This window comes from Nocardia tengchongensis, from assembly GCF_054781395.1.
Genome location: NZ_BAAGUM010000006.1, coordinates 2,087,399 through 2,105,386, shown reverse-complemented (window position 1 = coordinate 2,105,386; position 17,988 = coordinate 2,087,399). Strand labels below are relative to the sequence as shown.

Sequence of the window (17,988 nt, the reverse complement as noted above, 5' to 3'; positions counted from 1 at the left end):
TCGAAAATGGCTGTGGCCCGGGAGTTTCCGTGTTCAACGTGAAACATCCCGGGCCACAGCCGCGTTCCGGCGGTTACTCCTGGCCCTTGCCCGGCGGCAGTTGACGCGGGGCGCGGTAGTCGAGTTCGGGGTTGCGGCGGCCCGCCAGCGCGTCCTGCTGCGGGGCCGCGGGGAGCGGGTAACCCGGGTCCACCACGTGCCCCTGGGGGAGCGGGGCGTAACCCGGATACGCGGCATACGGCTGATCCACCACGGTGGCTGCCACCCGCTGCGCGTAGACCTGCTGCGGCGCGCCCTGCGGCAGGTATCCGTACTGCTGCGGCTGCGCGTACATCTGATGCTGCTGCGGCTGCGCGGAATCCTCGGAGTCCACCGTCACCTTGCGGGTGCGGCGCAGCGTGAAGGTGATCTCCTCGGCCTCTTCGAAGGCCTGGCGCACGGTGCGCAGCGGATGCGTCGCGGTGTCGATGGCATTGGCCACGAACGACGGCACCAGCGGCCGGATCCAGCGGGCCGCGGTATCGGTGAACGGCACGGTGCCGATGATCGGCAGTTCCAATCCGCCGCCCTTGGGTGCGGGCTGCGCCACCGGCACGGCCGGCGCGAGCGCCCCGCCGGGCGGGACGGGGGCCAGTGCACCCGAGGTGAGCTGGGCGGGCAGGTTCGGCGACTGTGTCACGATCCCCTCCTGGGACACGGTGCTGTCCTTTCGATCCCCGGCCGCGGTCCCGGCCGGGAGTTCCAGTCTGGTGGCGGAGTCGAATTCGGCCACGGCCCGCTGGGCGGGCTCGGTGATGCCGATCTCGAAATTGCCGATGGCGGCGATGATGCGGGTGCGCTGCCGTTCCCGGTCGATGGCGGTGTCGGCGTGCGCGGCCAGCCGCGCGGCGGTGAGTTGTTGTTCCGCGCGCAGGTTTTCGGTCTCCACCCGCACCTCGGCCTGTTTGACGGCGATGGCGGTGGCGGCGGCCTGGTCGATGCGGTCGGTGGCGGTGCTGGTCGCGACGGTGCGGTCGAACGCGGTCTCCCCGCGCCACCAGCGCAGCAGCAGCGGCAGCAGGGCCAGCGTGATCATGAGCAAGGCGGTCGCGAGCCGCAAGACGAACGGCCCGAAATGTTCTGTGGTGTAGTCGTTCACGGCCACCCAGCGGGCCCCGAGTCCGCGGTCGCCGTCGGTGTAGGCGGCCTTGCGGGCGTCGGCGAGGGCCTTGTCCTTCTCGGTGACCTTGGCGTCGAGCCCGTCCACCTTCGCCTGCGCCGCCTTGAGCTGGGCGCGGGCGTCGTCGAGCATCTGGGCGGCGGTGCGTTCCTCGGGACCGCGTCCGGGCACGCCGGTCCTGGGGACGCCGTCGCAGTCCTGGGCCGGGTTGATCTCGCAGCGGGCGATCTTCAGCGCGGTGGCGACGTCGTTCCCGGCCTTGGTGATCTGCTGGTCCAGGGTGGTGCGCGCGGCCGTCGCCTGCTCCAGGTCGGTGCGGGCGGTGACCACGGCGGGCGCGGATTCGACTGCGTGCTGGGCGTTCTCGTCGAGCAGCCGGTGCACGGTGCCGGAGAACAAGAGGGTGCAGGCCAGTTCGGCGACGACCACTCCGGCGAGCACGGCGACGGCGATGCGCCCGGAGAATTCGGCCACCGCCCGCCGGTTCTCACGGCGGTCCGGGGTGGCGGCGGTGGCCAGTGCCCGGGACAGCGCGGCGACCAGCAGGGTCGCGGTCAGTGCGATCGCCACGACGCCGAGGGCGGGCCAGTCGGCGGCCCCGGTGGCGGCGGCGGTGACGGCTCCCGCGGTGGCCGCGAACAGCGCCACCACCGCGCCCGTGACGGTGTACCCCGCGCGTTCGGGACCGGTGGTGAGCTGCGGTTGTGCGCCGCCCAGCCAGACCAGCAGTGCGCCGAGTCCGGTCGACCTGTGGACGTGGGGATCGGTCATGGGAGCTCACATCCTCTACGTCCCAGGTGATTCGGCATAGCGAAACTGTCGCTGATTCGTTGTCTCAGCGTGACAGGAGTCCGGCGGTTCCACCGACCGCGGCGGCTGTGATGTGGCCAGGCTCACACCACCCTGTTTTCGGTGGTTCGGGTGGTGTTGATCACCTGCGGGCAGTCTCGGATATCGCCGAAAACCCAGTAGGAAGACGGTCTTACGGTTTGCTGCGTGTGTGCTGAACCCCACATTCAGGAAAAATTCCGTACGGTCCGCACGTTACGAGTCCATGTCTCCCGGGCGGTCGCCGGAGCGACGGAAGTTGTCCGGAAAGTTAGCCGCCTAATGCCCGGTTTGCCGGATCCGCTTGTGGGGAAACCTGATTCATTGCAGGTGGGAGGCAGTCTGGAGCTGCGCTGGGCGGTCCGGCCGTCGACCTCGCGCGGGTGCGTCACAGTGGTGAACTCAACTGAAACGCACCTGCACCCCTGCTTTACACTGGAGATCGCGCGTGTGTTGGAGGACCGGATGTAGAAGCCCAGCTAGAAGCTGGAATTAGCCAAACCTAAGTTGGTTGGGCTCCAGTCCTGACTTATCGTTTGCTCTTACGCCGAACTACACAATTCGGCATATCTCCCCATACGGACAGAGGCCCGATCGGTGCTGAGCCTAGCGGGCGAGAACGGCACGGTGTGTAGCGAACGCGTAAGAGTCCCGTTACCACCGAGCACCCGACTAGGTAATCGAAGCGGGTGGACAACTGCAAAGTTGACTGCACGGAGTGACCATCAGCGCCGCTGGTCTCCGAAACGTCCGGACGCAGTCCAGACCGGAGGCGTTCGACGAAGGCCGCATTCTTCGAAGGCCTGTTTTTTGTGAAGGCAGAGGCATGACGCAACTTCCTGGCCACAGGTCCCCTGGACCCATCGGGCTCTATGACCCGGCGAATGAACACGACGCCTGTGGTGTCGCATTCGTCGTCGACATGCACGGCCGCCGCAGCCGCGACATCGTCGACAAGGCTATTACGGCATTGCTGAACCTGGAGCACCGTGGTGCCGCCGGCGCCGAACCCAACTCGGGTGACGGCGCGGGCATCCTGATCCAGCTCCCGGACAAGTTCTTCCGTGCCGTGGTCGACTTCGAGCTCCCCGCCGAAGGTTCCTACGCGACCGGTATCGCTTTCCTGCCGCAGGCTCGCCGCGAGGCCGCCCGCGCCGGGTACGGCGTCGAGAAGATCGTGCGCGAAGAGGGCCTCGAGGTCCTCGGCTGGCGTGAGGTCCCGATCGACGAGTCGTCGCTGGGCGCGCTGTCGCGCGACGCCATGCCGACCTTCCGGCAGATCTTCATCGCTTCGCCCAAGGGCGGCGCCGAGCAGCTGTCCGGCCTGGACCTGGAGCGTCGCGCCTACGTCATCCGCAAGCGCATCGAGCACGAGCTCGGCAAGTCGGGTGCCGGTGAGGGCGCGGTCGGCAAGGAGTCGGTCTACTTCCCGAGCCTGTCCGGCGAGACCTTCGTCTACAAGGGCATGTTCACCACCCCGCAGCTGCGGGCGTTCTACGTGGACCTGCAGGACGACCGGGTCGAGTCGGCGCTGGGCATCGTGCACTCGCGCTTCTCCACCAACACCTTCCCGTCGTGGCCGCTGGCGCACCCCTTCCGGCGCGTCGCCCACAACGGTGAGATCAACACCGTCTCCGGCAACGAGAACTGGATGCGGGCCCGTGAGGCGCTGCTGAACTCCAACGTGTTCGGCACCGACTCCGAGGGCAACAACCGCCTGGAGAAGATCTTCCCGGTCTGCACCCCGGGCGCTTCGGACACCGCGCGTTTCGACGAGGTGCTCGAGCTGCTGCACCTGGGTGGCCGCAGCCTGCCGCACGCCGTGCTCATGATGATTCCGGAGGCGTGGGAGCGCCACGAGTCCATGACCCCGGAGCAGCGCGCGTTCTACCGCTACCACTCCTTCCTCATGGAGCCCTGGGACGGCCCGGCCTCGGTGTGCTTCACCGACGGTTCGGTCGTCGGCGCGGTGCTGGACCGCAACGGTCTGCGCCCCGGCCGCATCTGGGTCACCGAGGACGGCCTGGTCGTGCTGGCCTCCGAGGTCGGCGTGCTCGACATCGACCCGGCCAAGATCGTCTACAAGAAGCGCCTGCAGCCCGGCCACATGTTCCTGGTCGACACCAAGCAGGGCCGCATCATCTCCGATGACGAGGTCAAGTCCTCGCTGGCCGCCGAGTTCCCGTACCAGCAGTGGCTGGACGAGGGCCCGGTCAAGCTGAGCGATCTGCAGGACCGCCCGCACGTGCACATGTCGCACGACCGCGTGCTGATCCGTCAGCAGATCTTCGGGTACTCCACCGAGGAGCTGAACCTGCTGATCTCGCCGATGGCGCAGACCGGTGGCGAGGCGCTCGGCTCGATGGGCACCGACACCCCGATCGCGGTGCTGTCGTCGCGGCCGCGGCTGCTGTTCGACTACTTCTCGCAGCTGTTCGCGCAGGTCACCAACCCGCCGCTGGACGCCATCCGCGAAGAGGTCGTCACCTCGCTGCGCAGCATGGTGGGCCCGGAGGCCGACCTGCTGAACCCGGGCCTGGACTCCTGTCGTCAGATCACCCTGACCCAGCCGATCCTGGACAACGACGAGCTGGCCAAGCTGGTCCACATCAACGACGACGGCTCGCGCCCCGAGCTGCGGTCGGTCGTCGTGCACGGCCTGTACCCGGTCAAGAAGGGCGGCAAGGGGCTGCGCAAGGCCATCGAGGCCGTGCAGCGTCAGGTCTCGGCGGCCATCGACGGCGGCGCGCGGATCATCGTGCTGTCCGACCGCGAGTCCAACGAGAAGCTGGCCCCGATCCCGTCGCTGCTGCTGACCGCCGCGGTGCACCACCACCTGGTCCGGGAACGCACCCGCACCAAGGTCGGCCTGGTCATCGAGGCCGGTGACGCCCGCGAGGTGCACCACATGGCCATGCTGGTCGGTTTCGGCGCGGCGGCCATCAACCCGTACATGGCCTTCGAGTCCATCGAGGACATGATGGAGCGCGGCGCGCTGCAGATCCCGGGTAGCACCGGCGATCACGAGGCCGACTTCAAGAAGGCCGTCTACAACTACAACAAGGCCGCCGGCAAGGGTGTGCTGAAGGTGATGTCCAAGATGGGCATCTCCACCATCGCCTCCTACCGTGGCGCGCAGCTGTTCCAGGTCGTGGGCCTGGCGCAGGAGCTGGTGGACGAGTACTTCACCGGTCTGCGTTCGCCGCTGGACGGCATCGGCCTCGACGACATCGCCGACGAGGTCGCGCAGCGGCACCGGATCGCGTTCCTGGAGAACCGCAACGAGCGCGCGCACCGCGAGCTCGAGATCGGCGGCGAGTACCAGTGGCGTCGTGAGGGCGAGTACCACCTGTTCAACCCGGACACGGTGTTCAAGCTGCAGCACGCCACCCGCTCGGGCCAGTACAAGGTCTTCAAGGAGTACACGAAGCTGGTCGACGACCAGTCGGAGCGTCTCGCCTCGCTGCGTGGTCTGTTCAAGTTCAAGGACGAGCACCGCAACCCGATCTCGATCGACGAGGTCGAGCCCGCGTCGGAGATCGTGAAGCGTTTCTCCACCGGTGCCATGTCGTACGGCTCGATCTCGGCGGAAGCGCACGAGACCCTGGCCATCGCCATGAACCGGCTCGGCGGCCGCTCCAACTCCGGTGAGGGCGGCGAGCACCCGGCGCGCTTCGAGCCGGAGGAGTCGGGCGACTGGCGCCGGTCGGCGATCAAGCAGGTGGCCTCGGGCCGCTTCGGCGTGACCGCGCACTACCTGACCAACTGCACCGACATCCAGATCAAGATGGCGCAGGGCGCGAAGCCCGGCGAGGGCGGTCAGCTGCCGGCGCACAAGGTGTACCCGTGGGTCGCCGAGGTTCGGCACTCCACCCCGGGTGTCGGCCTGATCTCGCCGCCGCCGCACCACGACATCTACTCGATCGAGGATCTGGCGCAGCTGATCCACGACCTGAAGAACGCGAACCCGCAGGCGCGGATTCACGTGAAGCTGGTCGCGGAGCCGGGCGTCGGCACCGTCGCCGCGGGTGTCTCCAAGGCGCACGCCGACGTGGTGCTGATCTCCGGCCACGACGGTGGTACCGGTGCGTCGCCGCTGACCTCGCTCAAGCACGCGGGTGGCCCCTGGGAGCTCGGCCTGGCCGAGACCCAGCAGACCCTGCTGCTCAACGGTCTGCGCGACCGGATCGTGGTCCAGGTCGACGGTCAGATGAAGACCGGCCGCGACGTCATGATCGCCGCGCTGCTGGGCGCCGAGGAGTACGGTTTCGCGACCGCTCCGCTGGTGGTCTCGGGCTGCATCATGATGCGCGTCTGCCACCTCGACACCTGCCCGGTCGGCGTCGCGACCCAGAACCCCGTGCTGCGTGAGCGTTTCACCGGCAAGCCGGAGTTCGTCGAGAACTTCATGCTCTACATCGCCGAGGAAGTCCGCGAGCTGCTGGCGTCGCTGGGTCTGCGGACCCTGGACGAGGCCATCGGCCGGGTCGACCTGCTCGACACCACCGCCGCCAAGGCGCACTGGAAGGCCGCCAAGCTCGACCTGTCGCCGATCCTGGACGACGTCGAGACCGCGTTCATGTTCCAGGACCGCCGCCGCACCAAGGACCAGGACCACGGCCTGGACAAGGCGCTGGACAACGAGCTGATCGCGCGTTCGGCCGATGCCCTGGAGCGCGGCAAGCCGGTCAAGTTCGACTCCAAGATCACGAACGTGAACCGCACCGTCGGCACCATGCTCGGCCACGAGGTGACCAAGCTGTACGGCGGAGTCGGCCTGCCGGACAACACCATCGACATCACGTTCACCGGTTCCGCCGGTAACTCGTTCGGTGCGTTCGTCCCGGCCGGTATCACCCTGCGGGTGGTCGGCGACGCGAACGACTATGTCGGCAAGGGTCTTTCGGGTGGTCGCATCACGGTGCGCCCGTCCGGTGACGCGCCGTCGGCGTTCGTCGCGGAGCAGAACATCATCGCGGGCAACGTGATCCTGTTCGGCGCCACCAGCGGCCAGGCGTTCCTGCGCGGTGTGGCCGGCGAGCGTTTCGCCGTCCGCAACTCGGGCGCCACCGCGGTCGTCGAGGGTGTGGGCGACCACGCCTGTGAGTACATGACCGGTGGCCGCGTGGTCATCCTCGGTGAGACGGGCCGCAACTTCGGCGCGGGCATGTCGGGCGGTATCGCCTACGTGTACAACCCGAACGGCACCTTCGAGGCCAACCTCAACACCGAGCTGGTCGACCTCGAGCAGCTCTCGGCCGAGGACGTGCAGATCCTGCACGGCATCGTCGAGCAGCACCGCGACGAGACCGGTTCGGCTGTCGCGGAAGGCATCCTGAGCGACTGGTCGCAGCAGGTGACCAAGTTCGCGAAGGTCATGCCGCGCGACTACAAGAAGGTCCTGCTCGCCATCTCCGAGGCCGAGAAGGCCGGCCGGAACGTGGATGAAGCCATCATGGAGGCGGCTCGTGGCTGACCTCACCTTTGCGGTGCAACGCAGCACCATCGTTGTTCCGTGCGCGCAGCGCATTAGTCAGGAGTTCGTAAATGGGTGACGCACAAGGCTTCCTGAAGCACACTTCCCGGGAACTGCCCAAGCGCCGTCCGGTTCCGCTGCGACTGCTGGACTGGAAAGAGGTCTACGAGGAGAAGTTCTCCCACGAGACCCTGCAGAAGCAGGCCAGCCGCTGCATGGACTGCGGTATCCCGTTCTGCCACAACGGCTGTCCGCTGGGAAACCTGATCCCCGAGTGGAACGACCTGGTGTACCGGGGCGCGTGGAAGGAGTCGTTCGATCGGCTGCACGCGACCAACAACTTCCCGGAGTTCACCGGCCGCCTGTGCCCGGCTCCGTGTGAGGCGTCCTGCGTCCTGGGCATCAACCAGGACCCGGTGACCATCAAGCAGGTCGAGGTCGAGATCATCGAGAACGGTTTCGACGAGGGCTGGGTCACCCCGGTCTACCCGACCCGTCTCACCGGCAAGCTCATCGCGGTCGTCGGTTCCGGCCCCGCGGGCCTGGCCGCCGCCCAGCAGCTGACCCGGGCCGGCCACACCGTGACCGTGTTCGAGCGTGACGACCGCATCGGCGGCCTGATGCGCTACGGCATCCCGGAATTCAAGATGGAGAAGCGCTTCATCGACCGCCGCGTGGCGCAGATGGAGGCCGAGGGCACCATCTTCAAGGCCGGCGTGAACGTGGGTGTTGACATCACCGCCGAGCAGCTGCGCGAGCAGTTCGACGCGGTGGTGTTGGCCGGTGGCGCGACCATCGCGCGTGACCTGCCGATCCCGGGTCGCGACTTCGACGGCATCCACCAGGCCATGGAGTTCCTGCCGCTGGCCAACCGCGTGCAGCTGGGCGACCAGATCACCGACGAGGACGGCCTGCCGCGCATCAACGCGCGTGGCAAGAAGGTCGTCATCATCGGTGGCGGTGACACCGGCGCGGACTGCCTGGGCACCTCGCACCGTCAGGGTGCGGAGTCGATCCACCAGTTCGAGATCATGCCGCGTCCGCCGGAGGAGCGCGCCACCTCGACCCCGTGGCCGACCTACCCGCTGATGTACCGCGTCTCCTCGGCACACGAGGAGGGCGGCGAGCGCGTGTTCTCCGTCAACACCGAGCGTTTCGTCGGTGCGGACGGCAAGGTCACCGGGCTGCAGGCGCACGAGGTGTCGATGGTCAACGGCCGCTTCGAGAAGGTCGAGGGCACCGACTTCACCATGGAGGCGGACCTGGTCCTGCTGGCCATGGGCTTCGTCGGCCCGCAGAAGAACGGTCTGCTCGAGGGTCTGGGCGTGGGCTACGACCAGCGTGGCAACGTGATGCGCGACAAGGATTGGGCCACCACGGTTCCCGGCGTCTTCGTCGCCGGTGACATGGGCCGCGGTCAGTCGCTGATCGTGTGGGCCATCGCGGAGGGCCGCGCGGCCGCCGCCGCGGTGGACAAGTACCTGGAGGGTGAGACGGCGCTGCCGTCCCCGATCACCCCGACCATGGTCGCCCAGCGCTGATCCGGCGCCGCCGAGAAAGCTGAAAAGCACCCCCGGACTTCGGTCCGGGGGTGCTTTTTTCATATCAAAAACGTATGTGAAATGTTTACTAGTCAGTAGCTTGGAGCAGTTTTCGCAAACTCTGGACAGGGGACCAGTTACACCTGTTTACTTACTCCCCGTGTGGAGTCCACCACTCCGAGTCGTCCGCAGCGCTCGGTAAGTATGGATCGGTCCCGGAGGATCTCGGGACATCTTGGAGGAGAATAATGTTCCGTAATCGCCGCGCGGCCGCAATCGCGACTTCTACCGCAATGGTTTTCGCCGGTATGGGCGTCGCCGCCCTGGAGACCGGTGTCGCGTCCGCCGATGGCACCTGCGCTATCAGCTCGCACGCCGAGAAGAAGGATGCCAGCACCGTCGGCATCACCATGACCTACGACAAGAAGGTCAACCTCGACTCCATCGGCGTCGGCACCACCGCGACCTACACGGTCGTCATCGGCACCACCGGTATCGGTAACCCGTACGTCAACACCATCACCGACTACCCGCCGGCCGGCTTCACCCCGATCAGCGCCAGCGTCACCGCGTACCACCTGGGCACCGGTCAGCGCACCGAGACCGTCACCCCCGAGCCGAACGCCGGTGGCTTCAAGACCACCAGCACCGGCTGGTTCGTGAACTCCGGCAACCCGGTCACCTACACGGTCACCTACCGCGTGCCCACCAACCTCTCGGCTGGTCAGCAGATCACCTCGGGTGGCATCGGCGTCGCCGGCACCGTCGGCGTCAGCAACGAGCTGCCGAACCTGACCGCCTGCTTCACCGCGCGCGCCAACACCGTCGGTGAGTCCGCGCTGGGCAGCCTGAACAACAACGGCCTCGGCTCGGCCGACGGTCAGACCAGCTCGACCGGTTCGGTCAGCGACATCATCGCGGACGCCATCAAGAAGTACATGGGCAGCTGATTCCCGACCGGGCCGATTGATCGATAGGAACACCCGTACCGATGCGCACGCGTAAGTCACCGGCATTCGCCGCGATTGCGGGCCTGGCGTTTTCGCTGGCCCTCTCGTTGTCGCCCATCGGTACGGCCACGGCCGATCCCGCGGATTCCGCTGGCTCGCACCTCGTTTCGATCGATCGGCCCGGACAGCGGCAAGAAGAGTTCAAGGTCTATTCGGCCGCCATGGATCGGGTGATCACCCTTCAGGTCCTCACGGCATTCGATAACAGCGTGCCGCGGCCGACGCTCTATCTGCTGAATGGCGCGGGCGGCGGCGAGGACGCGGCCACCTGGTATCGGCAGACCGATATTGTCGGTTTCTTCTCCGATAAGAACGTGAATGTGGTATCGCCGGTCGGCGGTAAATTCTCGTATTACACCGACTGGCAACAGGATGACCCGGCGCTCGGCCGTCAGAAATGGGAAACCTTCCTGACCTCCGAACTGCCGCCGATCATCGACAAGACGCTCAATACTTCCGGCGTGAACGCGATTGCGGGCGTCTCCATGTCCGCGACCTCCGCGCTGAACCTGGCGATCCTCGCGCCCGATCGCTATCGGGCCGTCGCCGCCTACAGCGGTTGCGCCTCCACGGCCGATGACAACAGCCGCAAGTACATTCAGATGGTGCTGGACCGCGGCAACGCCGAAGCCCGCAACATGTGGGGTGCGCCCGGCGACCCGGACTGGACTCGGCACGACGCCGTGCTCAATGCCGAGAAGCTGCGCGGCAAGGCGCTGTTCATCTCCAGCTCCACCGGACTGCCCGGTCCGCTGGACACGCTGGACTCGCCGTCGATCGGCGGACGCCCGGCGACGCTGGCCAACCAGATCATCCTGGGCGGCGTGATCGAGGCCGCGACCAACGGCTGCACGCACGCGCTCGCCGACAAGCTCGGCGCGCTCGGCATCCCCGCGCAGATCGAATTCCGGCCCTCGGGAACGCATTCCTGGCGGTACTGGGAGGACGCGCTGCACCGCTCGTGGCCGATGCTCGAGGCCGCCCTGCAGGGCTGAGCCCGCACCCGTTGCCGGATGCCGGTGCGCGGGTGAACTTTCGGCTGGAATCGGACTTCTTCGCGCACTCGCTTGGCGCTGCCGGAAAGCCCCCTTTATGCTGGGCGGCGGTGTGTCGCCAATCTCGTTGACCAGTTTGTTTCGGCGAACTCATACGGGGCGGTTACGTGGGTTAACCCGGAGTGCACCGGACTGTCATCCGGCGACCGCACCATGATCGGGAAAACGGGACGCGTGAGATGTCCCGGCACAAGCGTGAACTGGAGCAAGGGTGCGGTTGAAGAATATTGTCGCGGCTGCCGGGGCAGCGGCGAGCGTGCTCATGTCGGGAATCGTCCTGGGCAGCGGTCCCGTTTCAGCGGACCCGGGTTGCCCGAGTCTCTACACGGTGGCCGTCCCCGGCACCTGGGAGACCGGACACGACAAGGACCCCAAGCCCGGCATGCTGGCCGCGGTGACCAATGGACTACCCGGCGAGGTCGACTACGTGACCTACGCGGCGACCGCTTTCCCGTGGGAGGGCGACATCTACGCCGCCTCCAAGAAGGAAGCCGTCGACAATGCCCGCGGCCTGGTGCAGGCCATGGCCTCGCGCTGCGCCGGCACCCGGATCGCCATCACCGGTTACAGCCAGGGCGCCGACGCCGCGGGTGACCTCGCGGCCGAGATCGGTTCCGGCCGTGGCGTGGTGCCGCCGGACCGGGTCGCGGCCGTCGCCCTGATCTCCGATCCGCGGCGCTCGCCCACCGACGCGCAGATCGGCCCGGTCGCTCCCGGCGCCGGCGCGGGCGGGGCGCGCGCGGGCGGCTTCGGCTGGATCAGCGACAAGGTGCGCACCGTGTGCGCCCTGGGCGACCTGTACTGCTCCACCGAGGAGACCGACTTCGTCACCCGCTTCGCGGGCTTCCTCGCGCAGGCGACCAACCCGAACAACTTCAACCCGTGGCAGACCCAGCTCGAGTTCGGGTCCATCCTCAACGACCTGATGTCCCGCGGCGGTCTCCCGACCCTGCAGGCGCAGCTGGCCGAGGGCCCCGACAGCGAGTACGCCCACCAGCTCGAGCAGTTCTACCGCAGCGGCAAGCACACCAGCTACGGCAGCTACAGCGTCGGCGGCGGCCAGACCGCGCTGACCTGGATGCACAGCTGGATCGCGACCAACGCCTGAGCCTCGGCCGAGAGGTCCTGCGCCGCAGCGTCACACCGCATCGAAAAGGCCGCTCCCGTATCGGGAGCGGCCTTTTCGGCGTTCGAGGCGGTTCCTACCCGAAGGAGCCGGTGGGCGGCAGCACCGGCGCGGGGGCGGGGTTGTTGTTCCAGCCGTTGTCGCCGTTGCCGTTCCAGCCACCGTTGCCGTTCCAGCCGTTCCCGTCGCCGTTGTGGTTCCAGTCGCCGTCGCGGTCGTGGTCGTGGCGGTCGCGATCCCGGTCGTGGTCCCGGTCGCGGTCCCCGTTGCCGTGATCGTCGATCTGCTGGGCGACGACGGGGGTCGAGGAGTCGCCGGGGGTCGCGGCGTTCGCCGGGAGCGCGACGACGGCGAGCGGGATGGCGGCGAGGAAGCCGGCCGCGGCCAGACGCAGGGCGAGACGACGGCGGGGCTTGTTGCTCGAGGACATCGTGGTGCCTTTCTGTCGGGATCGTGTGCCGCGGGGGAGCGGCTCACGACTTCCCATCGAAAGGCCCGGCCCTCTGAGGGATATGGGTTCGGGCTGGGAGTCGGCTGAGCGTCAGGGGGTGCGGCGTTGCGCGCGCGGCAGCAGGTCCCACACGTGCCCGTTCTCGTTGACGGTGGCGGCGGTGCGGCCGCCGGTGCGCGAGTACAGGATTCGGGTGATCGAGCAGTAGTCGATCGGGAAGGTGAGCGGCCGCGCCAGCCCCAGCACGTCCTGCAGCAGGACGTTGATCACACCGCCGTGCGCGAACACGACCACGGTGTCGGTGGGGTCGGCGGCCGCGACGATGCTCGCGACGCTGTCCCGCACCCGGGCGATGAAGGCGTCCCCGTCGATCTGCTCGGGCAGGTGCCCGGCCTTGATCCGCTCGTAGGTCTCCCGGAACTCCTGCTGCGCGTCCTCGATCGGGATGTACATCGGCAGTTCGCGGTCGTATTCGGCGAGCCCGTCGAGGATGTCGATGTCGAGCCCGAGTTTCTCCGCGGTGGGCCGCGCGGTCTCGCGGGCGCGCAGCTGCGGGCTGCTCACCACCCGCGCGATCCGATGCTGGGCCAGCGCGGCCGGCACCCGTCCCGCCTGTTCGACGCCGAGCGCGGTGAGATCCGGGTCGGCGTGGCCGGACTCGGCCTGCACTCGTTGCGGCTGGGCGTGGCGGACGAGGATCAACTGCACGCCCCCACTCTGCCGCACCCGGCCCGCGCCGCGGACCCGGGGCTAGTCCTTCTTGCGGCGCATCAGGTACACGATGCCGAGCACCAGCACCACGATGCCGATGCAGCAGACGCCGAGGAAGCCCCAGAAGCTCATGCCGCGGCGGCTGCTGGAGCGGCGGGCGGCGGTGTTCTCGAGGGCGGCGTTCCAGGTGTCGGGGTGGGTCCACACGTGGTGGTCCAGCAGGGTCGCCTGGGTCATCAGGTCTAGGTAGTGCATGGGGTCCCCAATCGGTGTGACCGGTGGGCCCGTCCCGGGCCGACTCCCAGATTAACCGGGGAGACGGCCGCGGGAATCAGGGTTCTCCCTGGTCCTTTCCGGATCAGCCGCCGGTGCCGCGGGGTTTCACCAGCGGGAAGGGCAGGGTTTCGCGGATGCTGCGGCCGATCAGCAGCATGACCACCCGGTCCACGCCGACGCCGAGGCCGCCGGTGGGCGGCATGGCGTGTTCGAGGGCCTGCAGGAAGTCCTCGTCGAGTTCCATGGCTTCCGGGTCGCCGCCGGCGGCCAGCATGGACTGTTCGGTGAGGCGGCGGCGCTGTTCCACCGGGTCGGTCAATTCGCTGTAGGCGGTGGCCAATTCGACGCCCCACGCGACCAGGTCCCAGCGTTCGGTGACGCCTTCGATGTGCCGGTGCGCGCGGGTGAGCGGGGAGACCGAGGTGGGGAAGTCGATGTAGAAGGTGGGCGCCTCGGTGCTCGACTCCACCAGGTGCTCGTACATTTCGAGCACGAGTTGCCCGGCGTCCCAGCCCAATTGGAAGGGCACGCCCGCCTTCTCGCAGAGCAGCCGCAGCCGGTCGGCATCGGTGTCGGGGGTGACGGTCTCGCCGAGTGCTTCGGAGACGGCGCCGTGCACGGTCTTGACGGTCCAGTCGCCGGAGATGTCGACCTCGGTGAGGGTGCCGTCGGGTCCGGGTCGCAGCGCCACCATCTTGCCGTTGGCGGCCAGCGCGGCCTCCTGGATGAGCTGGCGGCAGGCGTGCATCATGCGTTCGTAATCGCTGTGCGCCTCATAGGCTTCCAGGATGGTGAACTCGGGGTTGTGGCTGTAGTCGACGCCCTCGTTGCGGAAGACGCGGCCGAGTTCGAACACCTTCTCCATGCCGCCGACGCACAGCCGTTTCAGGTACAGCTCGGGGGCGATGCGCAGGTACAGGTCCAGGTCGTAGGCATTGATGTGGGTGGTGAACGGCAGCGCGTTGGCGCCGCCGTGCACCTGCTGCAGCACCGGTGTCTCGACTTCGAGGAATCCCCAGCCGTGCAAGGTGTCTCGCAGTGACCGCACCACCGCGCTGCGTTTGGCCATCACCTCGCGGATGTCGGTGTTGATGGCCATGTCGACGTAGCGCTGCCGGACCCGGGCTTCCGGATCGGAGAGGCCCTTCCACTTGTCGGGCAGCGGGTGCAGGCATTTGCCGATCATCCGCCAGTCCTGTGCCAGCAGCGACAGTTCGCCGCTGCGGCTGCGCCCGATCTGCCCGCTCACCTCGACCAGGTCGCCCAGATCGAAGAACTCGGTGAACGATTCGCTGCGATCCGCGCCGACCCGGCCGCGGTCGATGAGCAGCTGGATGTCACCGGACCAGTCGCGCAGCACGGCGAAGATGACGCCGCCGTAGTCGCGAATCCGCAACAGCCGTCCGCAGACTCGCACCGTGGTGCCCTGCGGGCAGCCGCGGGCCGCGGCCACCGTGTGGGTGGGCGGGTAGGCCACCGGGTAGGCCTCGACACCGGATTCCTCCAGTTTGGCCAGCTTGTCCATGCGGACCCGCACCTGTTCGGGGCGGCGCGCGCCGTTCTCCTCGAGTTCCTCGGGCTGCTGGTCGGGCGGGCTGCCGTCGGCGTGCAGGCCGTTGACGCAGGCGGGCACCGACGGCCGCAGACCGGTGTGGGCGGAGGCGTCGTGTTCGCGGCCGAAGCGGGGCAGGAAGCCTTCGGCGAGCGCGCTGGCGGTGGCGACCCGCAGCAGGTGGCGGCGTTCCTCGAACATGGAGAAGCGCGGCACCCAGTCGGGCTGGTATTTCACGTTGGAGCGGTAGAGCGCCTCCAGCTGGTACCAGCGGGAGAAGAACATGAGCACGCCGCGCCACAGCCGCAGCACGGGTCCGGCGCCGATCCGGCCGCCCTCCTCGAAGACCGCGCGGAAGACCGCGAAGTTCAACGAGATCCGGGTGATGCCGTACTGCTCGGAGGTGAGGGCGAGCCGCGAGATCATCAGTTCCATCAGCCCGTTGGGGCCGGTGCGGTCGCGGCGCATCAGGTCGAGGGAGACGCCGGTGCGGCCCCACGGCACGAACGACAGCATGCCGAGCACCTGGCCGTTGGGCGCGACCGCCTCGGCCAGCAGGCAGTCGCCGTCGAGCGGGTCGCCGAGGCGGTCCAGCGCCATGGAGAAGCCGCGTTCGGTCTCGGTGTCGCGCCAGGCGTTGGCGCGGCGCATGACGTCCTGCATCTCCTCGGGGGAGATCTCCTTGTGCCGTCGCACCCGCACCGTGATGCCTTGTTTGGCAAGCCGATTGGCGGCCTGGCGGACCGGCTTCATGTCGGGTCCGGCGAGGGAGAAGGTGCGGGTCTCGAGGATGGCCTCGTCGCCCAGGCGCAGCGCGGACAGTCCGGCCCGCCGGTACGCGGTCGCGCCGAGTTCGCTGGCGCCCATCACCGCGGGCGCCCAGCCGTACTGGTCGGCCAGTCGCAGCCAGGCGTCGATGGCGTGCGACCACGCCTCTTTCGGCCCGATCGGGTCGCCGGAGGCCAGGCAGACGCCCAGTTCGACGCGGTAGGTGATGGCGGCCTTGCCGCTGGGCGCGAACACCACCGCCTTGTCGCGGCGGGTGGCGAAGTAGCCGAGCGAGTCCTCGACGTCGGAGCGGTCGATGAGCCCGCGCAGCGCGGATTCGTCGAGCCCGGTGAGCGCGTTGGAGGAGCGCTGCGACCGGAACAGGGTGATCACCGCGGCCAGCAGCGCGATCGCGCCGAGCAGGCCGAGCAGCAGGTTCACCGGGTGCGGCGGATGCCCGTCGAAGTTCTCGTTGGAGACCAGGATGGTGGCGGTCACCCGGGAGACCGCCCACAGCGCGCGTTCCTCGTGGTCGGGCAGGCTGCCGGGGAACAGTTCGACCAATCCCCACCCGGCCAGGCTGCCCAGCGCCAGCCCGCCGGCCAGCACGCCGAGCGCCTGCCAGACCGCGCCGCGCTGCACATGGGTGTAGAACTCCGACCACGACGCGATCAGCAGGCCGATGACCACCAGGTGGATGATCAGCGCCACCAGCGCGTTGATGTCGCCCTCGGAGGCGAAGTCGAGGGCGTTGGCGAGGGCGAAGGCCGCCATGTAGCCGACCAGCAGCCACCAGGCGATGCGTTTGCGGCTGGCGGTCGCGCCCGCGAGCAGGCCGATGACCAGGGCCCAGACCAGTGAGGTGTCGGGGGCGTCGAAGTAGTAGGTGTCGACGAAGTGGCGTAGGTGCGAGGTCAGGAAGCGCAGCCCGGGCGAGATGCTCCAGGCGAAACACAGGACCGCGAAGATCCCCAGGGCGGTGCCGGCGATGTGCGGCACCTCCCGCAGCCGGCCGTGCCCGCGGTGCGGCACCTCCGGCGACCGCGGCTCCGGTCTCTGGTCGGAGTCGGGGTGCGGCCGGTCCTGCGTCGAAGTCACCGCACCAGTGTGAATGTTGCCCTTGCCCATGTGCACTCAGAACCCGGTTCGTGTCTCGTCGCCGCGGTGCGGCCGGTGTCGGATACCGCCGTGTTGCGGCCGGTGGTGGGGGCGGCGTTTGGCGTCGGGGCGGCCGCGGGTGAGGATGTATCCCATGTCGGATCCAGTCGATGTCCCGATCGAGGACGATTCCATTCGACTCGGCCAGTTCCTGAAGCTGGCGAACCTCATCGATTCCGGTTCGGAAGCCAAGATGGTGATCGCCGAGGGTCTGGTACGTGTCAACGACGAGGTGGAGCTGCGTCGTGGACGGCAGCTACACGCCGGGGATGTGGTGGTGTTGGCCGGGCACAAGGTCCGGGTCACCAGCGGCTGAAGGCACACGGGTTCCCATTCTCGGGGTTCCCGGCCGCCAGCCGCTGAGAGCTTCCCGTGAGTCGGCCTAGTCTTCGCTGCGAACCACGACGCCGTCGTGGTCGCTGTAGAGCATGTCGCCGGGGACGAAGCTGACGCCGCCGAATTCGACGGTGACGTCCTTCTCCGCGTTGCCTTCCTTCTGGGTGCTCTTGCGCGGGTTGGTGCCGAGCGCCTTGATGCCGATGGGCATGGTGCGCAGCATCGCGGAGTCGCGGACCGCGCCGTTGACGACGACGCCGGCCCAGCCGTTGTCGACGCCGCGTCCGGCGATGATGTCGCCGACCAGCGCGGTGTGGACGCTGCCGCCGCCGTCGACGACCAGCACCCGGCCCGCGCCGGGCTCGCCGAGGGTCTGCTTGACCAGCAGGTTGTCCTGGAAGGTGCGGATGGTCACGATGCGGCCGGCGAAGGTCTCGTGGCCACCGAACTGAATGAACTGGGTGTCGCAGCTTCGGATCTCGGGGCCGATCTCGTCGGCTAGGTCGGCGGTTGCCACTACGTTCGTTGATTCGGTCACGAG

12 protein-coding genes are annotated in these 17,988 nt (G+C 68.1%); 6 read left to right on the top strand and 6 right to left on the bottom strand.

The window, feature by feature from the left end; translation table 11 throughout:
• Positions 1-73: 73 nt before the first annotated feature.
• Positions 74-1,930 (bottom strand): DUF4407 domain-containing protein, encoded by a 1,857-nt coding sequence (locus tag ACYVKL_RS20750; protein WP_379165383.1) that lies wholly within the window; start codon positions 1,928-1,930, stop codon positions 74-76.
• 883 nt (positions 1,931-2,813) lie between these two features.
• Here ACYVKL_RS20750 and gltB point away from each other — a divergent pair.
• The 5 genes from gltB (at position 2,814) to ACYVKL_RS20725 (ending at position 12,177) form a co-directional block, all read left to right on the top strand.
• On the top strand, positions 2,814-7,463 hold the full coding sequence (gene gltB / locus ACYVKL_RS20745) for a glutamate synthase large subunit (protein WP_379165382.1): 4,650 nt from the start codon (positions 2,814-2,816) through the stop codon (positions 7,461-7,463).
• Between the two features lie 71 nt (positions 7,464-7,534).
• A complete protein-coding gene (locus ACYVKL_RS20740) occupies positions 7,535-9,004 on the top strand; it encodes a glutamate synthase subunit beta (protein ID WP_379165381.1) in 1,470 nt (489 codons plus the stop codon).
• 293 nt (positions 9,005-9,297) lie between these two features.
• Positions 9,298-9,954 carry a hypothetical protein gene (locus ACYVKL_RS20735; protein WP_246598247.1) on the top strand — a complete coding sequence of 219 codons (657 nt, stop codon included), beginning with the start codon at positions 9,298-9,300 and terminating at the stop codon, positions 9,952-9,954.
• Positions 9,955-9,995: 41 nt separating this feature from the next.
• The gene (locus ACYVKL_RS20730) at positions 9,996-11,009 is read left to right on the top strand and encodes an alpha/beta hydrolase (RefSeq protein WP_379165380.1); all 1,014 of its coding nucleotides are present in this window, start codon (positions 9,996-9,998) and stop codon (positions 11,007-11,009) included.
• A 271-nt stretch (positions 11,010-11,280) separates the two neighbouring features.
• Positions 11,281-12,177: a cutinase family protein gene (locus ACYVKL_RS20725; protein WP_428847573.1), complete on the top strand. Its 897-nt coding sequence runs from the start codon at positions 11,281-11,283 to the stop codon at positions 12,175-12,177.
• A 94-nt stretch (positions 12,178-12,271) separates the two neighbouring features.
• Here ACYVKL_RS20725 and ACYVKL_RS20720 read toward each other — a convergent pair whose 3' ends face one another.
• The 4 genes from ACYVKL_RS20720 to lysX all read right to left on the bottom strand — a co-directional run bounded on the left by ACYVKL_RS20720 (position 12,272) and on the right by lysX (position 17,081).
• Complete coding sequence (locus tag ACYVKL_RS20720) at positions 12,272-12,625, bottom strand: hypothetical protein (protein ID WP_379165379.1); 354 nt, start codon at positions 12,623-12,625, stop codon at positions 12,272-12,274.
• A 111-nt stretch (positions 12,626-12,736) separates the two neighbouring features.
• On the bottom strand, positions 12,737-13,354 hold the full coding sequence (locus ACYVKL_RS20715; RefSeq protein ID WP_379165378.1) for a histidine phosphatase family protein: 618 nt from the start codon (positions 13,352-13,354) through the stop codon (positions 12,737-12,739).
• Between the two features lie 42 nt (positions 13,355-13,396).
• Positions 13,397-13,594: a hypothetical protein gene (locus ACYVKL_RS20710; protein WP_213558699.1), complete on the bottom strand. Its 198-nt coding sequence runs from the start codon at positions 13,592-13,594 to the stop codon at positions 13,397-13,399.
• A 121-nt stretch (positions 13,595-13,715) separates the two neighbouring features.
• Entirely contained in the window at positions 13,716-17,081 is a 3,366-nt protein-coding gene (gene lysX, locus ACYVKL_RS20705; RefSeq protein ID WP_379165377.1) for a bifunctional lysylphosphatidylglycerol synthetase/lysine--tRNA ligase LysX, read from the bottom strand.
• 124 nt (positions 17,082-17,205) lie between these two features.
• Here lysX and ACYVKL_RS20700 point away from each other — a divergent pair, with 124 nt between their 5' ends.
• The gene (locus tag ACYVKL_RS20700) at positions 17,206-17,427 is read left to right on the top strand and encodes an RNA-binding S4 domain-containing protein (RefSeq protein WP_213558700.1); all 222 of its coding nucleotides are present in this window, start codon (positions 17,206-17,208) and stop codon (positions 17,425-17,427) included.
• 66 nt (positions 17,428-17,493) lie between these two features.
• On the opposite strand, the gene rraA is transcribed toward ACYVKL_RS20700, so the two are convergent.
• The gene (gene rraA / locus ACYVKL_RS20695) at positions 17,494-17,985 is read right to left on the bottom strand and encodes a ribonuclease E activity regulator RraA (protein WP_213558701.1); all 492 of its coding nucleotides are present in this window, start codon (positions 17,983-17,985) and stop codon (positions 17,494-17,496) included.
• Positions 17,986-17,988: the final 3 nt, after the last annotated feature.

What these genes read in the sequence shown, in the direction of transcription:
- ACYVKL_RS20750 (WP_379165383.1), bottom strand. Translation starts at nt 1,930, where the DNA reads ATGACCGATCCCCACGTCCACAGGTCGACCGGACTCGGCGCACTGCTG.
- gltB (WP_379165382.1), top strand. Translation starts at nt 2,814, where the DNA reads ATGACGCAACTTCCTGGCCACAGGTCCCCTGGACCCATCGGGCTCTAT.
- ACYVKL_RS20740 (WP_379165381.1), top strand. Translation starts at nt 7,535, where the DNA reads ATGGGTGACGCACAAGGCTTCCTGAAGCACACTTCCCGGGAACTGCCC.
- ACYVKL_RS20735 (WP_246598247.1), top strand. Translation starts at nt 9,298, where the DNA reads ATGGTTTTCGCCGGTATGGGCGTCGCCGCCCTGGAGACCGGTGTCGCG.
- ACYVKL_RS20730 (WP_379165380.1), top strand. Translation starts at nt 9,996, where the DNA reads ATGCGCACGCGTAAGTCACCGGCATTCGCCGCGATTGCGGGCCTGGCG.
- ACYVKL_RS20720 (WP_379165379.1), bottom strand. Translation starts at nt 12,625, where the DNA reads ATGTCCTCGAGCAACAAGCCCCGCCGTCGTCTCGCCCTGCGTCTGGCC.
- ACYVKL_RS20710 (WP_213558699.1), bottom strand. Translation starts at nt 13,594, where the DNA reads ATGACCCAGGCGACCCTGCTGGACCACCACGTGTGGACCCACCCCGAC.
- lysX (WP_379165377.1), bottom strand. Translation starts at nt 17,081, where the DNA reads ATGGGCAAGGGCAACATTCACACTGGTGCGGTGACTTCGACGCAGGAC.
- ACYVKL_RS20700 (WP_213558700.1), top strand. Translation starts at nt 17,206, where the DNA reads ATGTCGGATCCAGTCGATGTCCCGATCGAGGACGATTCCATTCGACTC.